Origin of the sequence: Chryseobacterium sp. S90 (assembly GCF_047444895.1) — a bacterium.
Classification (GTDB): Bacteria; Bacteroidota; Bacteroidia; order Flavobacteriales; family Weeksellaceae; genus Chryseobacterium.
On record NZ_JBLGCX010000006.1, the window covers coordinates 90,970 to 106,046 of the forward strand.

Below are 15,077 nucleotides of genomic sequence, written 5' to 3' on the forward strand. Positions count from 1 at the left end.
AATGGCCAATTTTCTTCGCAAGTGAATTGTGAATGATTATTCATAGCCGCAAATCTCGCAACCCAAATCACGTAGCAAATTGACAAGCGAAGCGAATTCACCATTCATTACTCACATTTATATCTATTTCTATACATTCTGTAACATTTAATTCACTTTTCATACTAATTGGTAAACAATTTCTAAATTTTATGAAAAAGCGACTTCTTTCTGCTGCTGCCGTAGCTTTCTTCGGGCTAATGCTGAATGCACAGCAAATCAAATTCGAAGAGTATGACCTTCCCAATGGTCTTCACGTAATTCTTCATCAGGATAACTCGGCGCCGGTTGTAACAACGGGTGTAATGTACCACGTAGGTGCAAAGGATGAAGTAAAAGGCAGAACAGGTTTTGCTCACTTCTTTGAACACCTTTTATTTGAAGGAACTCCTAATATCAAAAGAGGAGACTGGTTCAAGATTGTTTCTTCAAACGGAGGACAGAACAATGCCAACACCACCAATGACAGAACGTACTACTATGAAACATTCCCTTCCAACAATGAACAGCTTGGACTTTGGATGGAAGCTGAAAGAATGCGCCATGCGGTGATCAACCAGATTGGGGTAGATACACAAAGAGAGGTTGTAAAAGAAGAGAAGAGATTAAGAATGGATAACCAGCCTTATGGGAACCTTTTCACGACAATTCAGAAAAATTTATTTACCAATCACCCATACAACTGGCCTACAATCGGTTCTATGGAAGATCTGAACTCTGCTAAATTAGAAGAATTCCAGGCGTTCTACAAAAAGTATTACGTTCCGAATAATGCTACTTTAGTTGTTGCAGGAGACATCAAACCTGAGCAGACTAAAAAATGGATTGAAACTTACTATGGAGGAATTCCAAAAGGGACTTTATATCCAAAAGATTTCCCTAAAGATGCTCCTATCACTCAGGAAAAGGAAGTAACAGCAACAGATCCGAACATCCAGCTTCCTGCTTATGTTTTCGCGTACAGAACTCCGGCTAACAAAGAGAAAGATGCTTATGTTTTAGATATGCTTTCTTCTTATTTAAGTAATGGAAAATCTTCTGTTTTATATAAAAAATTAGTAGATCAGGATAAAAAAGCACTTCAGGTAGCTGCTTTCAATCAGGGTCTTGAAGATTACAGTATTTTCGCATTCTTCGCGATCCCGATGGGACAGACTACAAAGCAGGCTTTACAGGCTGACATTGATGCTGAAATCAAAAAACTTCAGACTACTTTAATCTCTGAAGAAGATTATCAAAAACTTCAGAACCAATACGAAAACCAGTTTGTAAATGCTAACTCAAGCATTCAGGGAATTGCTGCTTCATTGGCAACCAACCACGTATTGATGGGTGACACGAATTTGATCAACAAAGAAATCGACATTTACAGATCTATCACAAAACAGGATCTTCAAAATGCTGCTAAAAAGTATCTTAATTCTAACCAAAGAATAATCATTAATTACGTACCTGAGAAAAAGTAATCATTTCAACTTTTTAGGTTACAATATGATTATTAAAAATTAAATTTTTACAAATGAAAAAGCAATTAACATATATAGCTGCAGCGTTTTTCTTTACAGGAATGGTTTCAGCACAAAAAATAGATCTTAATGCAATGCCGAAACCGGGACCTACTCCTGCGATTAACATTGCCAAGCCAAAAACTTTCCAGCTAAGCAACGGTCTTACAGTAATGGTGGTTGAGAACAACAAACTACCAAGAGTAAGCGCAAGCCTTTCTATGGACAGACCTCCATACAATGAAGGAGCTGTAACCGGAGTAAGCGAAATTATGGCTGAACAGTTCGAAAACGGAACTACGAATATCTCCAAAGATGATTTCAACAAAAAAGTAGACTACCTTGGAGCTAACCTTAACTTCTCTTCAGGAGGCGCTTCTGCGAACTCACTTTCAAAATATTTCCCTGAAGTTTTAGGCTTAATGGCTGATGCAATTATTAATCCTAAATTCTCTGCTGAAGAAATTCAGAACTCTAAAGAAAGAGCTGTCGAAGGATTAAAATCTGAGGAAAAAAATGCTTCTTCTATTGCATCAAGAGTTTCTAACGCTTTGATGTATGGAAAAAATACGTCAAGAGGTGAATTTGAAACCGTTGAATCTATCAATAAAATTCAGTTAGCCGACGTACAAAATACTTACAAAAAATACTACGCTCCGGATAATGCTTACTTAGTAATCGTTGGAGACGTAAAATTTGACCAGGTAAAACCATTGATCGAAAAGTCTTTCAGCAGCTGGAAAAAAGCAAACACTCCTATTGCACCGCCGGAACCGGCTTCTAATGTTGCGAAAACAGAGATTAATGTAGTGGATGTTCCTTCTGCTGTACAGTCTGTTGTTTCCCTAAACAACCTGAACACGCTGAAAATGAAAGATGCTAACTATTTCCCTGCAACTATTGCGAACTATATCCTTGGAGGTGGTGGTGAAGCGAGACTTTTCATGAACCTTAGAGAGAAGAACGGATTTACTTACGGTGCTTATTCAAGTATGGTAGCCAGCAAGTATTCTCCACAATTCTCTGCAAGCGCAAGCGTAAGAAACGAGGTTACTGACAAAGCGGTTAAGGAATTTATGAATGAACTTAATGCGATTTCTACTGTAAAACCTGAGGAATTGGCAAATGCAAAAGCAAAACTGAAAGGAGCTTTCATTATGTCTTTAGAACAGCCAGCGAATATTGCCAGATTTGCATTAAACCAGAAAGTGCAGGATTTACCAGCTGACTTCTACACCAATTACCTGAAATCTATTGATAAAGTAACTGCTGCAGATGTTGCAAATGCTGTAAAAACTACCATTTTACCAAACCAAAGCAGAATTTTCATTGCAGGTAAAGCATCTGATATTTCTGAAGGACTGGAAAAATTAGGTTACCCTGTAAAATATTTTGATAAGGAAGCAAACCCTGTTTCAAAGCCAACTGTACAAAAAGTAGATGCAAGCGTAACGGTTGCTTCTATCGCAGATAAATACATCAATGCTATCGGAGGAAAAGCTAATCTGGCTAAAATTACTTCGTATACTACGAATGCTTCAATGTCTATGCAAGGACAAAACATCGATTTCAAAATCGTTAAGGCACAAGGCGGAAAGGAGCTTACAACTGTAACAGCAATGGGACAGGTTGTTCAGAAGCAGGTATTTGACGGAAAGACTGGTTATTCTATGCAAATGGGACAGAAAGTTGACATCACCCCTGAAGAAATTGCTGAAAAACAAAAGAATCCGGAGCTTTTTGAAGAATTAGGTTTTGCAAAATCTGCTGATTATAAATTAGGAGGAATTGAGAAAATCGGAGGTGAAGATTCTTATGCAATTAAAGGTGGAGATACTACTTATTACTACAGCGTTGCAACGGGATTAAAAACCGGAGAAACCAAAAAAGTAAAAGCTAAGGGGCAGGAAATGACAATCCCGACAACATTCTCTAATTACAAAGATGTAGAAGGGGTAAAAATGCCATACACCATCTCTGTAAGCCAGATGGGAATGGATATGACCATGAATGTAAAGTCTTATGAGATCAATAAGGCTACTGATGCTGATTTTAAATAACAACATCCAATTTTTATAGAAAAAACGGCAACAATTGTTGCCGTTTTTATTTTTATCAACATTTGGCGACTTCTTTTTTTGTCATTCAGTAAAAAAAGATTAAATTTGCCCATTCAAAAAGATATCAGAATTAATGGATACTATATTTACACTATTGATGGTTCTTGTTATGGTTGCCAGCGTTTTATTGGTAATCATCGTTATGGCACAAAATCCAAAAGGAGGAGGCCTTTCCAGTACATTCGGAGGTGCATCATCTGCACAGTTTGGAGTACAGAGAACCAATGATTTCATGGAAAAAGCAACATGGACTCTAGGCGGAACTATCATTGTTCTTATCCTTATAAGCGTTGTTATCACAGGTAAGCCATCTCAGGTAGCTCCTGCACAGAAACAACCCGTGAAGAAAGAAGCTCCTGCAAAACAGTCAGCTCCTGCTTCTACAACAACTCCGGCACAAGCTCCTGCAGCACCGGCAAAATAAGAAGAATACCATCTTATATAAAACAAAAGCAACTCAATTTGAGTTGCTTTTTTATTTTAACCTGATCTTTTCAATCTGATAGCGTAGTTTTAATCCTGCTTTTAAAAATGAATATTGTACAGGCTTCAATTCTTTATAATATTTATCAATAAAGATCTGCATAGCTCCATAAAATCTCTTGAGGTATACTTCATTCCGGATTGTACTTTCCCCTTTGTGATGAAGTATAGAAACTTTACCATAATAGAAGTTTTTGTAACCGTTTCTTAAAAAGGTATAGCAAAGATCAATATCTTCCCCATACATAAAATAAGCTTCATCCAGCCCTCCTATTTTTTCGTAGATCTCTTTTTTAGTCAATAAAAACGCACCTGTCATCACTTCTACTTCAGCAACTTCATTTTCTTCAATATCATTTCTGTAATAAGACTTGGAATTATTCTTTTTAAAATTCGTAAACAGCTTTTCAAAAGAATTAAACATATCCGGTACTGAACGTTTACTTTCCGGAAGAAAATTTCCTTCTGCATCATGCATTCTTACACCCAGACATCCGAAAGAAGGCTGAGAGTCTGCAAAATCCAGTAGTTCTTTCATATAAAAGCCTTCAAACTCCGTATCAGGATTCAAAAGTAAAATATATTCTCCTTTTGCAGTCTGAATCGCCTGGTTATTCGCTTTTGAAAAACCACCGTTGATTTCAGAAGATATAAAATGTACGTTCGGAAATTCGGGAATAAGATCGCTCCAGGAACTGTCTGTAGAAGCATTATCAATGACAATCACTTCATATTCTATCTCTTGTATATATTTCTGAAGTGACAGGAGACAGCTTCTGAGCAATTGGGTAACATTATAATTAACAATAATAACAGACAGTTTCATATTAATCCTTTTCGTTATATGGCAACCTGTTGATAATAGATCTTCCCAATGAAATTTCATCAGCATATTCCAGTTCATCTCCTACCGAAATTCCTCTTGCAATGCTGGAAAAATTCACATTGAAACTTTTAAATTTCTTATAAATATAATAAGCAGTTGTATCTCCTTCCATCGTGACACTCAATGCAAAAATAAATTCCTTCACCTTTCCGTCATTCAGTTTCTTTTCAATGCTTGGAATATTCAATTGTCCAGGCCCTACTCCTTCCATTGGAGAAATTTTCCCACCAAGAATCAGATACTTTCCCGTGTATTTTCCTGTATTTTCAATGGCAATTACATCGCGTACATCTTCAACGATGCAGATGAGCTCGCCATTTCTTTTTTCATTGCTGCATATTTCGCAGATGTCAAAATCCGAAAAATTATGACATTCTTTACAGTATTTTATTTCGTTGACAAGATTAATAAGGGAATTTCCAAGACTTACAGCTCTGGAATTGGGCTGCTTCAATAAATGCAGTGCTAATCTCAAAGCCGTTTTTCTTCCAATCCCAGGCAATCCCGAAATCTCGTCTACCGCCTTTGCCAATACTTTACTTGGGTAATCCATAGGTACAAAAATAAGGATTAAAGTTGATAATTAATAGTGAATGGTGAATCGTCAATTCGCTTCGCTTGTGAATTTTTTTCGGGGTACGAGATTCGGGGTTTGGGGACTTTGGTTTGAGATTGAGGTTGAGATTAGGAATTCACCTTTCACTTTGCGAAGCAAAAATTGATAATTGATCAATAGATTAATGTCTCAATATGATATTTTAAATTTTCTCCCATATCTGAGAACTCTAAAAAAACCTTTATATTTGCGGCTTAAATTAAATATGAAAAAAATAAACTGACATGGTACTTAACAATCTTAACTATCCTCTGGATTTCAAATTCAAAATCACTACTTTAGCAAGTGATTTCAACATTACTGACAAAAACGGAAATTATGTAGCGTATGTGCGTCAGAAAATGTTCAAGTTGAAAGAAGATGTTGTCGTTTTTAATGATGAGAGCAAGTCTAAAGAACTTTTCAGAATCAGAGCTAATAAATGGATAGATTTCAATGCTTCGTATTCTTTGAATGATCTTATTGACAACAAAAACTTCGGTAGATTAGCCAGAAAAGGGATGCGTTCTATCTGGAAAGCAAGCTATGATATTCTGGATGCACACGATCAGCCTAAGTTTAAAGTTCAGGAAGACAGCGCATGGGTAAGATTCTGGGACAGCTTTGTTGGAGAACTTCCTATCATCGGAATGTTCACAGGCTATTTCCTTAATCCATCTTATACGGTAACAGGTATTGACGGTAAAGCTTATTTTAAGCTTAAAAAAATGCCTTCATTCTTCGGAAGAAGATTTCAGCTGGACAGACTGATCGATATTGATGATGAGGAAGAAAGTTTAGTGATCCTTTCTCTATTAATGATGACACTTCTTGAAAGAGCAAGAGGATAAACAAATAATAAAACCACAAACACATGAAATATTTAATCATTTTATTTTCCGCATTTCTACTGGTAGCCTGCAAAAAGGAAAAAGAAACGGTTTCAGCTTCGGCCTCTGCTGATTCTTCACATATTGCTAAAGATTCTGCTTCAACAGGTACTTCTTCAGGCAATATTCTGGTAGGGACAATTCCGTTTCCTAAAGAAATCAAAGAATGCTCATGCTATTTTGCCATAAGCAAAGCTGATTTTGAAAATGAAAGATACATCTACGCAGATGACGCCGGAAAAACAGCTTATATGATGCTGGATGGTAAAAGACTGGCTCTGAATCTTATCTCATCAAGTGATATGGAAGTAGATGAATTACTGACCAAGGAAATAGAAAATGATAATTATAAAATTTCTGTGAAAGGTAAAAAAATAAAAGGCGAAGAAGCTTTACTGTTTGAAGGTACTCTGACTATTGAAAAACCAGATGGTACTATCTTCACCACTCCGATCTACGGAGAATGTGGCTGCTAGTAAAGCAAAATCACACAAAAATGCTTCTGTGTCTCACAGAAGCATTTTTTATTTCGTAAATTTGAGAAAAATAAAATTCAATGGAATTATCTAATATAGAACCGCAGATAATCTGGAAGAACTTCTCCAAATTAAATGCTGTTCCAAGGCCTTCAAAAAAAGAGGAAAAAGTAATCGCTTTCATCAAAGGATTTGGTGAAGATCTGGGACTGGAAACTACCGTAGATGAAGTAGGAAATGTTATCATTAAAAAACCTGCCACTGCAGGAATGGAAAACCGTAAATCGATCGTGCTTCAGTCGCACCTTGATATGGTTTGCCAGAAAAACAATGATGTGAATTTTGATTTTGAAACGGAAGGAATCAAAATGGAGATTGATGGTGACTGGGTAAAGGCAAAAGGAACTACTTTAGGAGCTGACAATGGTTTGGGAGTAGCAACAATCATGTCTATCCTTGAAAGCTCAGATATTCCACACCCTGCATTGGAAGCCCTTTTCACCATTGATGAAGAGACAGGAATGACAGGTGCTTTAGGGTTAAAACCAGGACAACTGACGGGTGAAATTTTATTAAATCTTGACACTGAAGAAGATGATGAAATTGATATCGGCTGTGCAGGAGGTGTTGATGTAACCATCACTCAAAACTATGCTGCAGAAGCTCCAAAAGGACAAATTGTAAGACTTGAAGTAAAAGGTCTTCAGGGAGGGCATTCCGGAATGGATATTCATAAAGGTTTTGGAAACGCCAATATTATTTTGGGAAGACTTCTTTACACCGGATTGGAAAATCAGAATATTGAATTGGTTTCTATTGATAGCGGAGGGTTGAGAAACGCGATCCCAAGAGAAGGTGTTGCTCTGATTTCAGTAAGAAATGCTCAGGAGTTTATTGAAAATGTAACTGTTCTTAAAAAAGATATTTTAGAAGAGTTTGCCACTGTAGAACCGGGAATCCAGATCAATATTGAGAACTCTACATCTTCTGACAAAGCAATTTCAGAAGGAGATTCTAAAAAGGTAATCCTTACTCTAAAAGCTCTTCACAACGGAGTATACAGAATGAGCCCTGACGTGGCTGATCTTGTAGAAGCGTCTAACAACGTAGCCAGAGTAGAATTGAAAGGAGGAGAACTTAAAATCTTAAACCTTACAAGATCTTCTGTAGATTCTTCTAAATATTCAGTGGCAGAGCAATTGAAATCTGTAGCAGAATTAGCTGGAATGAACGTTGAATTCAGCGGTTCATACCCGGGATGGAAGCCAAAACCAGGTTCAGAGATCGTACAGCTGATGGAAAAACTTTACACAGAGAAGTTTAGTGAAAAACCTCATGTAGTAGCTTGTCACGCAGGTCTTGAATGTGGAATCATCGGAGCCAACTATCCTGAAATGGAAATGGTAAGCTTTGGACCGACGATCAGAGGAGCTCACTCACCTGATGAAAAGGCAAACATTCCTTCTACTCAGAAATTCTGGAGTTTCCTGAAAGATATTTTAGCGAATATTCCTCAGAAATAGGACATTAAAATTACTATATTGAATATCCAAAGTCTTATGATTTTGGATATTTTTAGTTTTAATTGAAATAAAAATGCTTCGACAGACTCAGCATGACACAGCTAAAAATTCATCTCTAAAAAACAGTTAGTATTAGAGATGTCATGCTGAGCTTGTCGAAGCATCCAAACCATAAAAAACCTTATACAATGAAAAGTATCACTGTATTCTGCGGCTCAAGTTTTGGTTCGCACGACATTTACAAAGAACAGGCATTCCTGCTTGGACAAACCTTGGCTAAACAAGATATACAGCTCATTTATGGCGGTGCAGATGTTGGCTTGATGGGAACGATTGCTGACGGGGCATTGAGTGAAAAAGGCAAGGTCGTTGGAGTCCTTCCCCACTTTCTGCAATCTAAAGAAATTGCTCATAAAAATCTGACCGAACTTATCATCGTGGAAACCATGCACGAAAGAAAAACCAAAATGAATGAACTTTGTGATGGTGTTATCGTTCTTCCGGGCGGTTACGGAACTTTGGAAGAATTTTTCGAGATGATCACCTGGGCACAGCTCGGACTTCACAAAAAACCCATCGGAATTCTGAATATTGACGGATTTTATGATGACCTGATCAAACTAGTTCAGACCATGGTGGATAAAGGATTTTTAAAGCAGGTAAACAGAGATATGCTATTGATCAGTGATACGATTGACGATCTGCTGGAAAAGATGAGAAATTATCAGGCTCCTACGGTTGGGAAATGGATTTCAAAAGAGGAAATTTAATAAAAAAGAGGTATTCATGAATATCTCTTTTTTATTATCGAAAAAAATCCAGATAAAATACTAATTTAGAGAAGTGTTCCAAAGGATAAAATAACCGTTAAACACTAGAAATGACTTTCTGAAGTATCAACAGCATCACAAAAAATCTGATATATGAAAACAATTACAAATATTTTTTGTCTGACATTATTTCTCAGTTTCTTTTGGAGTTTCTCACAAAATCAAAATTTACCTTCAGATGGAAAAGCTTTAAAAACGGACAATCCATTACAATCAGAACTTGATCTGGAAGTAGATAAATACGTAAAAAAATACTACGAAGATTCCAAAGCAGTAGGACTTTCAATTGGAATTACCGTAAAAGGCAAAGATTATTACTATAATTACGGACAGTTAGAATATGGAAAACAAGTGCTTCCTGATAATAAAACCATCTATGAAATAGGTTCCATTACCAAAACATTTACAGGAATTCTTACTGCCCAGGCCATTTTAGATAAAAAGATAGGAATGGAAGATGATATCCGGAAGTACCTTCCAGAGAATTATCCTAATTTACAATATAACAATCAGCCCATTAAAATAGTAAACCTGGCCAGCCATACTTCAAGAATTACCAGAATTTTTCCTAATCTTTATGAAAGACCAGATTATATAGAACTTAATCCGTTCAGCAATTATTCTAAAAAAATGTTCTATGAAGGCTTGAAAAATATGAAGATGGATACGCTGCCAGGTGTAAAATATACGTATTCTAATATGGCCGTTAATTTATTAGGATATATTCTGGAGGATGTCTATCATGAAAGCTATTTTTCACTGGTCAGAAAATACATTCTGAAACCGCTGCAAATGAACAACACAACAGTAAGCCTTGCAGATGCTGATAAAAATAATATTGCCAAAGCACATAACAGTAACAGAAAGGTAACACCGTATTGGGACTTTCCAGAACTAGTGGGCACGGGAGAATTAAGATCAAATACCAGCGATATGATTAAGTATATCAAAGCCAATATTGCCGGAAACCAATTGAATATTTCATTATCCCATAAGTATACATTTGAAGGAGAAGAAGGCTCTCTGGGACTCAATTGGTTCTTTCACACCACTAAAAACGGAAATATCATGTACGAACATACCGGCGGAACAGGCGGATCAAGAAGTTCTCTGGAATTTTTCCGGGGACTTCAGTCAGGATTTATTATATTGACCAACAGTCTTGCCAACAGAAAAATTTTAGAAAAAGACCTGTCTGAACTTATTGAAAAAGTATCTTCAAAATAAAAACAAAACCCGTCCGGAAAATCCGGACGGGTTTTTATTAAGATTAAAAAATATTTTCTAAGGATAAGGAGCAATTTCCACTTCGAGCCCTTCCATGGCATCGGCAATATGTAACTGGCATCCTAATCTGCTGTTTTCTTTCACATGGAAAGCCTCACCCAGCATAGCATCTTCTTCATCTCCCATCGGTTCCAGACCAGGATCATTGATTACATATACCTGGCATGAAGCACACATCGCCATTCCTCCGCATACACCAATAGTACCTTCTTCTGCCAATTCATAGGAACGGATAATTTCCATTAAGTTCATGGACATATCCGTAGGAGCTACGACATCGTGGGTTACCCCTTCTCTGTCGGTGATTTTAATATTAACGTCTGACATAATTCTGCAAAATTAGTCAATTTTTTTCACAACAGCCTTCTCTGCTTCTTTACGGCTTCCGTCAAATCCGTCAACTCCACTTACCGTTGTATATTTCAATACGAATTTTTTACCAGGATTCAGTCTGTTATAAACACTCTGACACATCAAAGTAGCTTCGTGGAAACCACAAAGGATCAACTTCAGTTTTCCAGGATATGTATTGATATCTCCGATAGCATAGATTCCGTCAATATTGGTCTGGTAGTCTAAAGCATTGTTTACAACGATCGCATTTTTCTCGATATTTAATCCCCAGTTTCCGATCTCTCCCAGTTTTGGAGTCAATCCGAATAATGGAATGAAATAATCCGTTTCAATATCATAAGCTTCCTCACCGTCAACCTGTACGGTAATCGCTTCTACTTTTCCGTCACCTTTAATCGCTGTAACTTCAGCTGGAGTGATTAATTTAATTTTTCCCTGATTTTTAAGATCCTGAACTTTTTCTACAGAATCCAGAGCTCCTCTAAACTCATTTCTTCTGTGAATCAATGTAACTTCACTTGCAACATTGGATAAGAAAACACTCCAGTCAAGAGCAGAGTCACCACCTCCGGCAATCACTACTTTTTTGTTTCTGAAATGTTCAGGTTCTTTCACGAAGTACTCAAGACCTTTTTCTTCGTAGTCTGCAATATTATCCATCGTAGGCTTTCTTGGCTCGAAAGTACCCAAACCACCGGCAATGGCAATTGCTTTACATCTGTGAACAGTTCCTTTGTTAGTAATCACTTCAAACCATTCATCATCTACTTTAGTATAAGAAACAGCCGTTTCTCCCAAAGTAAATCCAGGCTGAAACTGCTTGATCTGCTCCATCAAATTATCCACCAATTCTCCAGCGTTCACTGAAGGATAACCTGGGATATCGAAAATAGGTTTTTTAGGATAAAGCTCCGCCAGCTGCCCTCCCGGCTGTGGAAGCGCATCAATAATATGGCACTTCATTTTTAATAAACCAGCTTCAAAAACTGCAAAAAGTCCTGTAGGTCCCGCACCTATGATCAATATATCAGTGGTTATCATAATATTTAAGATAATTTAATTATACATGTAACTGCAAATTTACTAATTTTAATGCGAAGCATATTTAATTGATTCTAAATAAAAACCTGAGATTTGTCAAATATCTATCAATTAAGATTTTAAATTTGGCAATGTTTTTGTAAATGTCTTGTTATGAAGAAAATTTTAAACCTTTTTGCAGTATTTATATTCTTTTTAGGCTCGGCCCAGATTGATAACATCGCAGACGGCGAATCTATCACTCTCAGAATACACTATGGCTTCCTTAACGCAGGAACAGCGAACCTTACTACAAAACAGACCAATTACAAAGGGATTCCCCATCTGTATGTAAAAGGTACAGGACAGACTACCGGCGCCGTAAAAGCATTCTTCAAAGTGGAAGATTTATATGAAAGTTTCATCAATACCCAAACAGGATTACCAAGTTTTTATGTCAGAAATGTACGTGAAGGAAGCTACCGTCAGCATTTTGAAACAGTCTTTAATCACGATAACAATACATTAATTTTAACAGATAAAAAGACTCCGGCCAATGGTTCCAAGGTTTTAAAATCAGTAAAAGGAGTTCAGGATATGCTTTCATGTTTTTATTATTTAAGAAGTAAAAGTCCTGATGAACTGAAAGTGGGAACAGTCATTAATATGAATGTATGGATTGATGATGAAATGTTTCCTTTCCAGCTAAAAGTAACGGGTACAGAAAATTTAAAAACAAAATTCGGTACTATTAACTGTCTGAAAATTATTCCATCTGTAAAAAGCGGAAGAGTATTTAAAGAAAAAGAGGGGGTAACCATGTGGGTTTCCAACGATGCCAATCACGTACCTATGCTGCTGAAAGCTGAACTTGCAGTAGGTTCATTAAAAGCCAGTATAGACGATTACAAAAACGTAAAATATCCTTTAAAATTCAGTAAATAACCATCTTTATTATTAATATACAGCCTGTAAATTTTACAGGCTTTTTTATTTGATGTAATATATCCTTAACACAGGTTGTCTTACTAATAGAGGCGGCCCTACAGCTGCAGCATGTCAATACTTCTTTGAGGTACCTAGCGGATTCAAACCGAAGTATGGACATAAGAAACAGACACGTGTAAATTTTTCAATACGATCAGTTTTTAATTACGTTTTGTTTCTTAGGTCAGTAATTAAAAACAAAAACCTCCGGAGCTCCGGAGGTTTGATTTTTTATAGTGTTTTGAACTGTTCCAGTGTTCTGATATCATTTTCAAAGAACATTCTGATGTCACTCATCTGGTAAAGAAGCATTGTAATTCTTTCAATTCCCATTCCGAATGCATATCCTGAATATTTCTCAGAATCAATATTCACGTTTTTCAGTACAGCAGGGTCTACCATTCCGCATCCCATGATTTCCAGCCATCCTGTTCCTTTCGTAATTCTGTAATCTGTTTCAGAGTTTAATCCCCAATACACATCAATTTCAGCACTTGGCTCTGTGAACGGAAAGAAAGAAGGTCTCATTCTGATCTTGGATTTTCCGAAAAGCTCAGTAGTAAAGAACTGAATTGTCTGCTTTAAATCTGCAAAACTTACATTCTCATCAATATACAATCCCTCAATCTGGTGGAAGATACAGTGAGAACGTGAAGAGATCGCTTCATTTCTGAAAACTCTTCCCGGAGATAAAATTCTGATTGGCGGCTGGTTTTCTTCCATAAAACGAGTCTGTACAGAAGATGTGTGTGTTCTCAAAAGAATATCCGGATTCTGCTCAATAAAGAACGTATCCTGCATATCTCTTGCCGGGTGGTATTCCGGAAGGTTAAGCGCCGTAAAGTTATGCCAGTCATCTTCAATCTCAGGTCCGTCTGCTACAGCAAAACCGATAGATTTGAAGATTTCAATAATTCTGTTTTTTACCAGGTTAATCGGGTGTCTTGAACCCAATTCCAATGGAAATGCAGGTCTTGTAAGATCTTCTTTTTCTACCACAATAGAAGATTCAGAAGAATTTTTCAAATCTTCCAATTTTACAGCAACTGCCTGCTTCAAAGTATTGATCTTCTGTCCGAAATCTTTCTTCTGGTCGTTAGGAACTTCTTTTAATGTTTCGTAAAAATCATTAAGAACCCCTTTTTTACCGTTGTACTTGATTCGGAAGTTTTCGATATCTTCCCTAGAGGTAGCATTGAAGCCGTTTACTTCGATCAGTAGTTCTTCTATCTTTTCTATCATTATTTTACCCTTTCAAAATGTTTTGCAAAAATACGACTTTTAGTTGAATATTAAGTCCGTCAAAAAAAAATCTGCCTCTTTTTCGGGAGGCAGACTTCAATCACTTATTTCACTTAAATAAAAAAATTATTTCTTTTCTAAAGCTTTAACGCTGATCTGAAGAGTCACCTCATCCTTAATCACGCCGTTTTCAGCAGGAGCCTGGAACTTTACACCAAACTCTTCTCTCTTGATATCTTTCGGTTCAGTAGCTACACTCACCTCTCCATCTTTCACAGAAACATTAGCTTTAAACTGAACAGGTTTTGTAATTCCTTTAATTGTTAAATTACCATCCAAAAGAGTATTATAATCCCCTTCTGTAGCCGGAGTAACTTTTGTAATTTCATAAGAAGCTGTTGGGAATTTTTCAACTTCAAAGAAATCACCGCTCTTCAGGTGGCCATTTAATTTCCCTAGATCTTCCGGGCTGTCTTTCAAGTCTACAGAAGTTAATGAGCTCATATCAGCAACGAATTTTCCGCTTTCCAGTTTTCCGTCTTTCACTGTTACATCTCCGCTTTCAAACCTGATTGTTCCGAAATGACTCGTATTTTCAGATTTAAAAACTTTATATCCTTTCCATTCAACCTTACTGTTTAGCGTATCCAAAGTGAACTGGCTACCTTCTTTGGTAGTTGTCACCTCATTACTCTCACTGGTAAGCGGTTTATCTTTTTTACAAGAAACCATTACAGCAGCAACGAATAAAGCAGGAATAGCTATCGAAAACAGTTTTTTTCTCATTTTTGATTTATTTTTATTAGTTCCGCTAATATAATAAAAAAAATTATGTTTTCA

General features: G+C 36.7%; 15 protein-coding genes. 9 read left to right on the forward strand and 6 right to left on the reverse strand.

Annotated elements, in window-relative coordinates:
- Nucleotides 1-191 precede the first annotated feature (191 nt).
- From ACLMCG_RS16180 to secG, 3 genes are all read left to right on the forward strand, one after another.
- Complete coding sequence (locus ACLMCG_RS16180) at nucleotides 192-1,505, forward strand: M16 family metallopeptidase (RefSeq protein WP_142719282.1); 1,314 nt, start codon at nucleotides 192-194, stop codon at nucleotides 1,503-1,505.
- 53 nt (nucleotides 1,506-1,558) lie between these two features.
- The gene (locus ACLMCG_RS16185) at nucleotides 1,559-3,604 is read left to right on the forward strand and encodes a M16 family metallopeptidase (RefSeq protein WP_413960253.1); all 2,046 of its coding nucleotides are present in this window, start codon (nucleotides 1,559-1,561) and stop codon (nucleotides 3,602-3,604) included.
- 133 nt (nucleotides 3,605-3,737) lie between these two features.
- Nucleotides 3,738-4,088, forward strand: a complete 351-nt coding sequence (secG, locus tag ACLMCG_RS16190) for a preprotein translocase subunit SecG (protein WP_413960254.1) — start codon at nucleotides 3,738-3,740, stop codon at nucleotides 4,086-4,088.
- 51 nt (nucleotides 4,089-4,139) lie between these two features.
- Here secG and ACLMCG_RS16195 read toward each other — a convergent pair whose 3' ends face one another.
- Together ACLMCG_RS16195 and recR are read right to left on the reverse strand one after the other, a co-directional pair.
- The gene (locus ACLMCG_RS16195) at nucleotides 4,140-4,979 is read right to left on the reverse strand and encodes a glycosyltransferase family 2 protein (protein WP_413960435.1); all 840 of its coding nucleotides are present in this window, start codon (nucleotides 4,977-4,979) and stop codon (nucleotides 4,140-4,142) included.
- Nucleotides 4,975-5,586: a recombination mediator RecR gene (recR, locus tag ACLMCG_RS16200; protein WP_413960255.1), complete on the reverse strand. Its 612-nt coding sequence runs from the start codon at nucleotides 5,584-5,586 to the stop codon at nucleotides 4,975-4,977. Before recR ends, ACLMCG_RS16195 begins: the two co-directional genes overlap by 5 nt.
- A 287-nt stretch (nucleotides 5,587-5,873) precedes the next feature.
- On the opposite strand from recR, the gene ACLMCG_RS16205 reads away from it, so the two are divergent.
- From ACLMCG_RS16205 to ACLMCG_RS16225, 5 genes are all read left to right on the forward strand, one after another.
- On the forward strand, nucleotides 5,874-6,479 hold the full coding sequence (locus tag ACLMCG_RS16205) for a hypothetical protein (protein WP_184559331.1): 606 nt from the start codon (nucleotides 5,874-5,876) through the stop codon (nucleotides 6,477-6,479).
- A gap of 23 nt (nucleotides 6,480-6,502) precedes the next feature.
- Nucleotides 6,503-6,994, forward strand: a complete 492-nt coding sequence (locus tag ACLMCG_RS16210; protein ID WP_413960256.1) for a hypothetical protein — start codon at nucleotides 6,503-6,505, stop codon at nucleotides 6,992-6,994.
- A gap of 80 nt (nucleotides 6,995-7,074) precedes the next feature.
- Nucleotides 7,075-8,517, forward strand: coding sequence for an aminoacyl-histidine dipeptidase (locus ACLMCG_RS16215; protein WP_413960257.1), 1,443 nt, complete (start codon nucleotides 7,075-7,077; stop codon nucleotides 8,515-8,517).
- A 188-nt stretch (nucleotides 8,518-8,705) separates the two neighbouring features.
- Nucleotides 8,706-9,287, forward strand: coding sequence for a TIGR00730 family Rossman fold protein (locus tag ACLMCG_RS16220; RefSeq protein ID WP_413960258.1), 582 nt, complete (start codon nucleotides 8,706-8,708; stop codon nucleotides 9,285-9,287).
- 153 nt (nucleotides 9,288-9,440) lie between these two features.
- Nucleotides 9,441-10,574, forward strand: a complete 1,134-nt coding sequence (locus ACLMCG_RS16225; RefSeq protein WP_413960259.1) for a serine hydrolase domain-containing protein — start codon at nucleotides 9,441-9,443, stop codon at nucleotides 10,572-10,574.
- 57 nt (nucleotides 10,575-10,631) lie between these two features.
- Here ACLMCG_RS16225 and ACLMCG_RS16230 read toward each other — a convergent pair whose 3' ends face one another.
- The gene (locus ACLMCG_RS16230) at nucleotides 10,632-10,961 is read right to left on the reverse strand and encodes a 2Fe-2S iron-sulfur cluster binding domain-containing protein (protein ID WP_047382628.1); all 330 of its coding nucleotides are present in this window, start codon (nucleotides 10,959-10,961) and stop codon (nucleotides 10,632-10,634) included.
- 12 nt (nucleotides 10,962-10,973) lie between these two features.
- On the reverse strand, nucleotides 10,974-12,029 hold the full coding sequence (locus ACLMCG_RS16235) for an NAD(P)/FAD-dependent oxidoreductase (protein WP_047373677.1): 1,056 nt from the start codon (nucleotides 12,027-12,029) through the stop codon (nucleotides 10,974-10,976).
- 153 nt (nucleotides 12,030-12,182) lie between these two features.
- Between ACLMCG_RS16235 and ACLMCG_RS16240 the strand changes: the two genes are divergently transcribed.
- A complete protein-coding gene (locus ACLMCG_RS16240) occupies nucleotides 12,183-12,953 on the forward strand; it encodes a DUF3108 domain-containing protein (RefSeq protein ID WP_413960260.1) in 771 nt (256 codons plus the stop codon).
- A gap of 273 nt (nucleotides 12,954-13,226) precedes the next feature.
- Here the strand turns inward: ACLMCG_RS16240 and pheS are convergent, their stop codons facing one another.
- Nucleotides 13,227-14,237 carry a phenylalanine--tRNA ligase subunit alpha gene (pheS, locus tag ACLMCG_RS16245; protein WP_213278223.1) on the reverse strand — a complete coding sequence of 337 codons (1,011 nt, stop codon included), beginning with the start codon at nucleotides 14,235-14,237 and terminating at the stop codon, nucleotides 13,227-13,229.
- A 126-nt stretch (nucleotides 14,238-14,363) separates the two neighbouring features.
- Nucleotides 14,364-15,023: a YceI family protein gene (locus tag ACLMCG_RS16250; protein ID WP_223601200.1), complete on the reverse strand. Its 660-nt coding sequence runs from the start codon at nucleotides 15,021-15,023 to the stop codon at nucleotides 14,364-14,366.
- Nucleotides 15,024-15,077: the final 54 nt, after the last annotated feature.

Coding starts and splice junctions, on each gene's coding strand:
- ACLMCG_RS16180 (WP_142719282.1), top strand. CDS start 192: ATGAAAAAGCGACTTCTTTCTGCTGCTGCCGTAGCTTTCTTCGGGCTA.
- ACLMCG_RS16185 (WP_413960253.1), top strand. CDS start 1,559: ATGAAAAAGCAATTAACATATATAGCTGCAGCGTTTTTCTTTACAGGA.
- secG (WP_413960254.1), top strand. CDS start 3,738: ATGGATACTATATTTACACTATTGATGGTTCTTGTTATGGTTGCCAGC.
- recR (WP_413960255.1), bottom strand. CDS start 5,586: ATGGATTACCCAAGTAAAGTATTGGCAAAGGCGGTAGACGAGATTTCG.
- ACLMCG_RS16205 (WP_184559331.1), top strand. CDS start 5,874: ATGGTACTTAACAATCTTAACTATCCTCTGGATTTCAAATTCAAAATC.
- ACLMCG_RS16210 (WP_413960256.1), top strand. CDS start 6,503: ATGAAATATTTAATCATTTTATTTTCCGCATTTCTACTGGTAGCCTGC.
- ACLMCG_RS16215 (WP_413960257.1), top strand. CDS start 7,075: ATGGAATTATCTAATATAGAACCGCAGATAATCTGGAAGAACTTCTCC.
- ACLMCG_RS16220 (WP_413960258.1), top strand. CDS start 8,706: ATGAAAAGTATCACTGTATTCTGCGGCTCAAGTTTTGGTTCGCACGAC.
- ACLMCG_RS16225 (WP_413960259.1), top strand. CDS start 9,441: ATGAAAACAATTACAAATATTTTTTGTCTGACATTATTTCTCAGTTTC.
- ACLMCG_RS16230 (WP_047382628.1), bottom strand. CDS start 10,961: ATGTCAGACGTTAATATTAAAATCACCGACAGAGAAGGGGTAACCCAC.
- ACLMCG_RS16235 (WP_047373677.1), bottom strand. CDS start 12,029: ATGATAACCACTGATATATTGATCATAGGTGCGGGACCTACAGGACTT.
- ACLMCG_RS16240 (WP_413960260.1), top strand. CDS start 12,183: ATGAAGAAAATTTTAAACCTTTTTGCAGTATTTATATTCTTTTTAGGC.
- pheS (WP_213278223.1), bottom strand. CDS start 14,237: ATGATAGAAAAGATAGAAGAACTACTGATCGAAGTAAACGGCTTCAAT.
- ACLMCG_RS16250 (WP_223601200.1), bottom strand. CDS start 15,023: ATGAGAAAAAAACTGTTTTCGATAGCTATTCCTGCTTTATTCGTTGCT.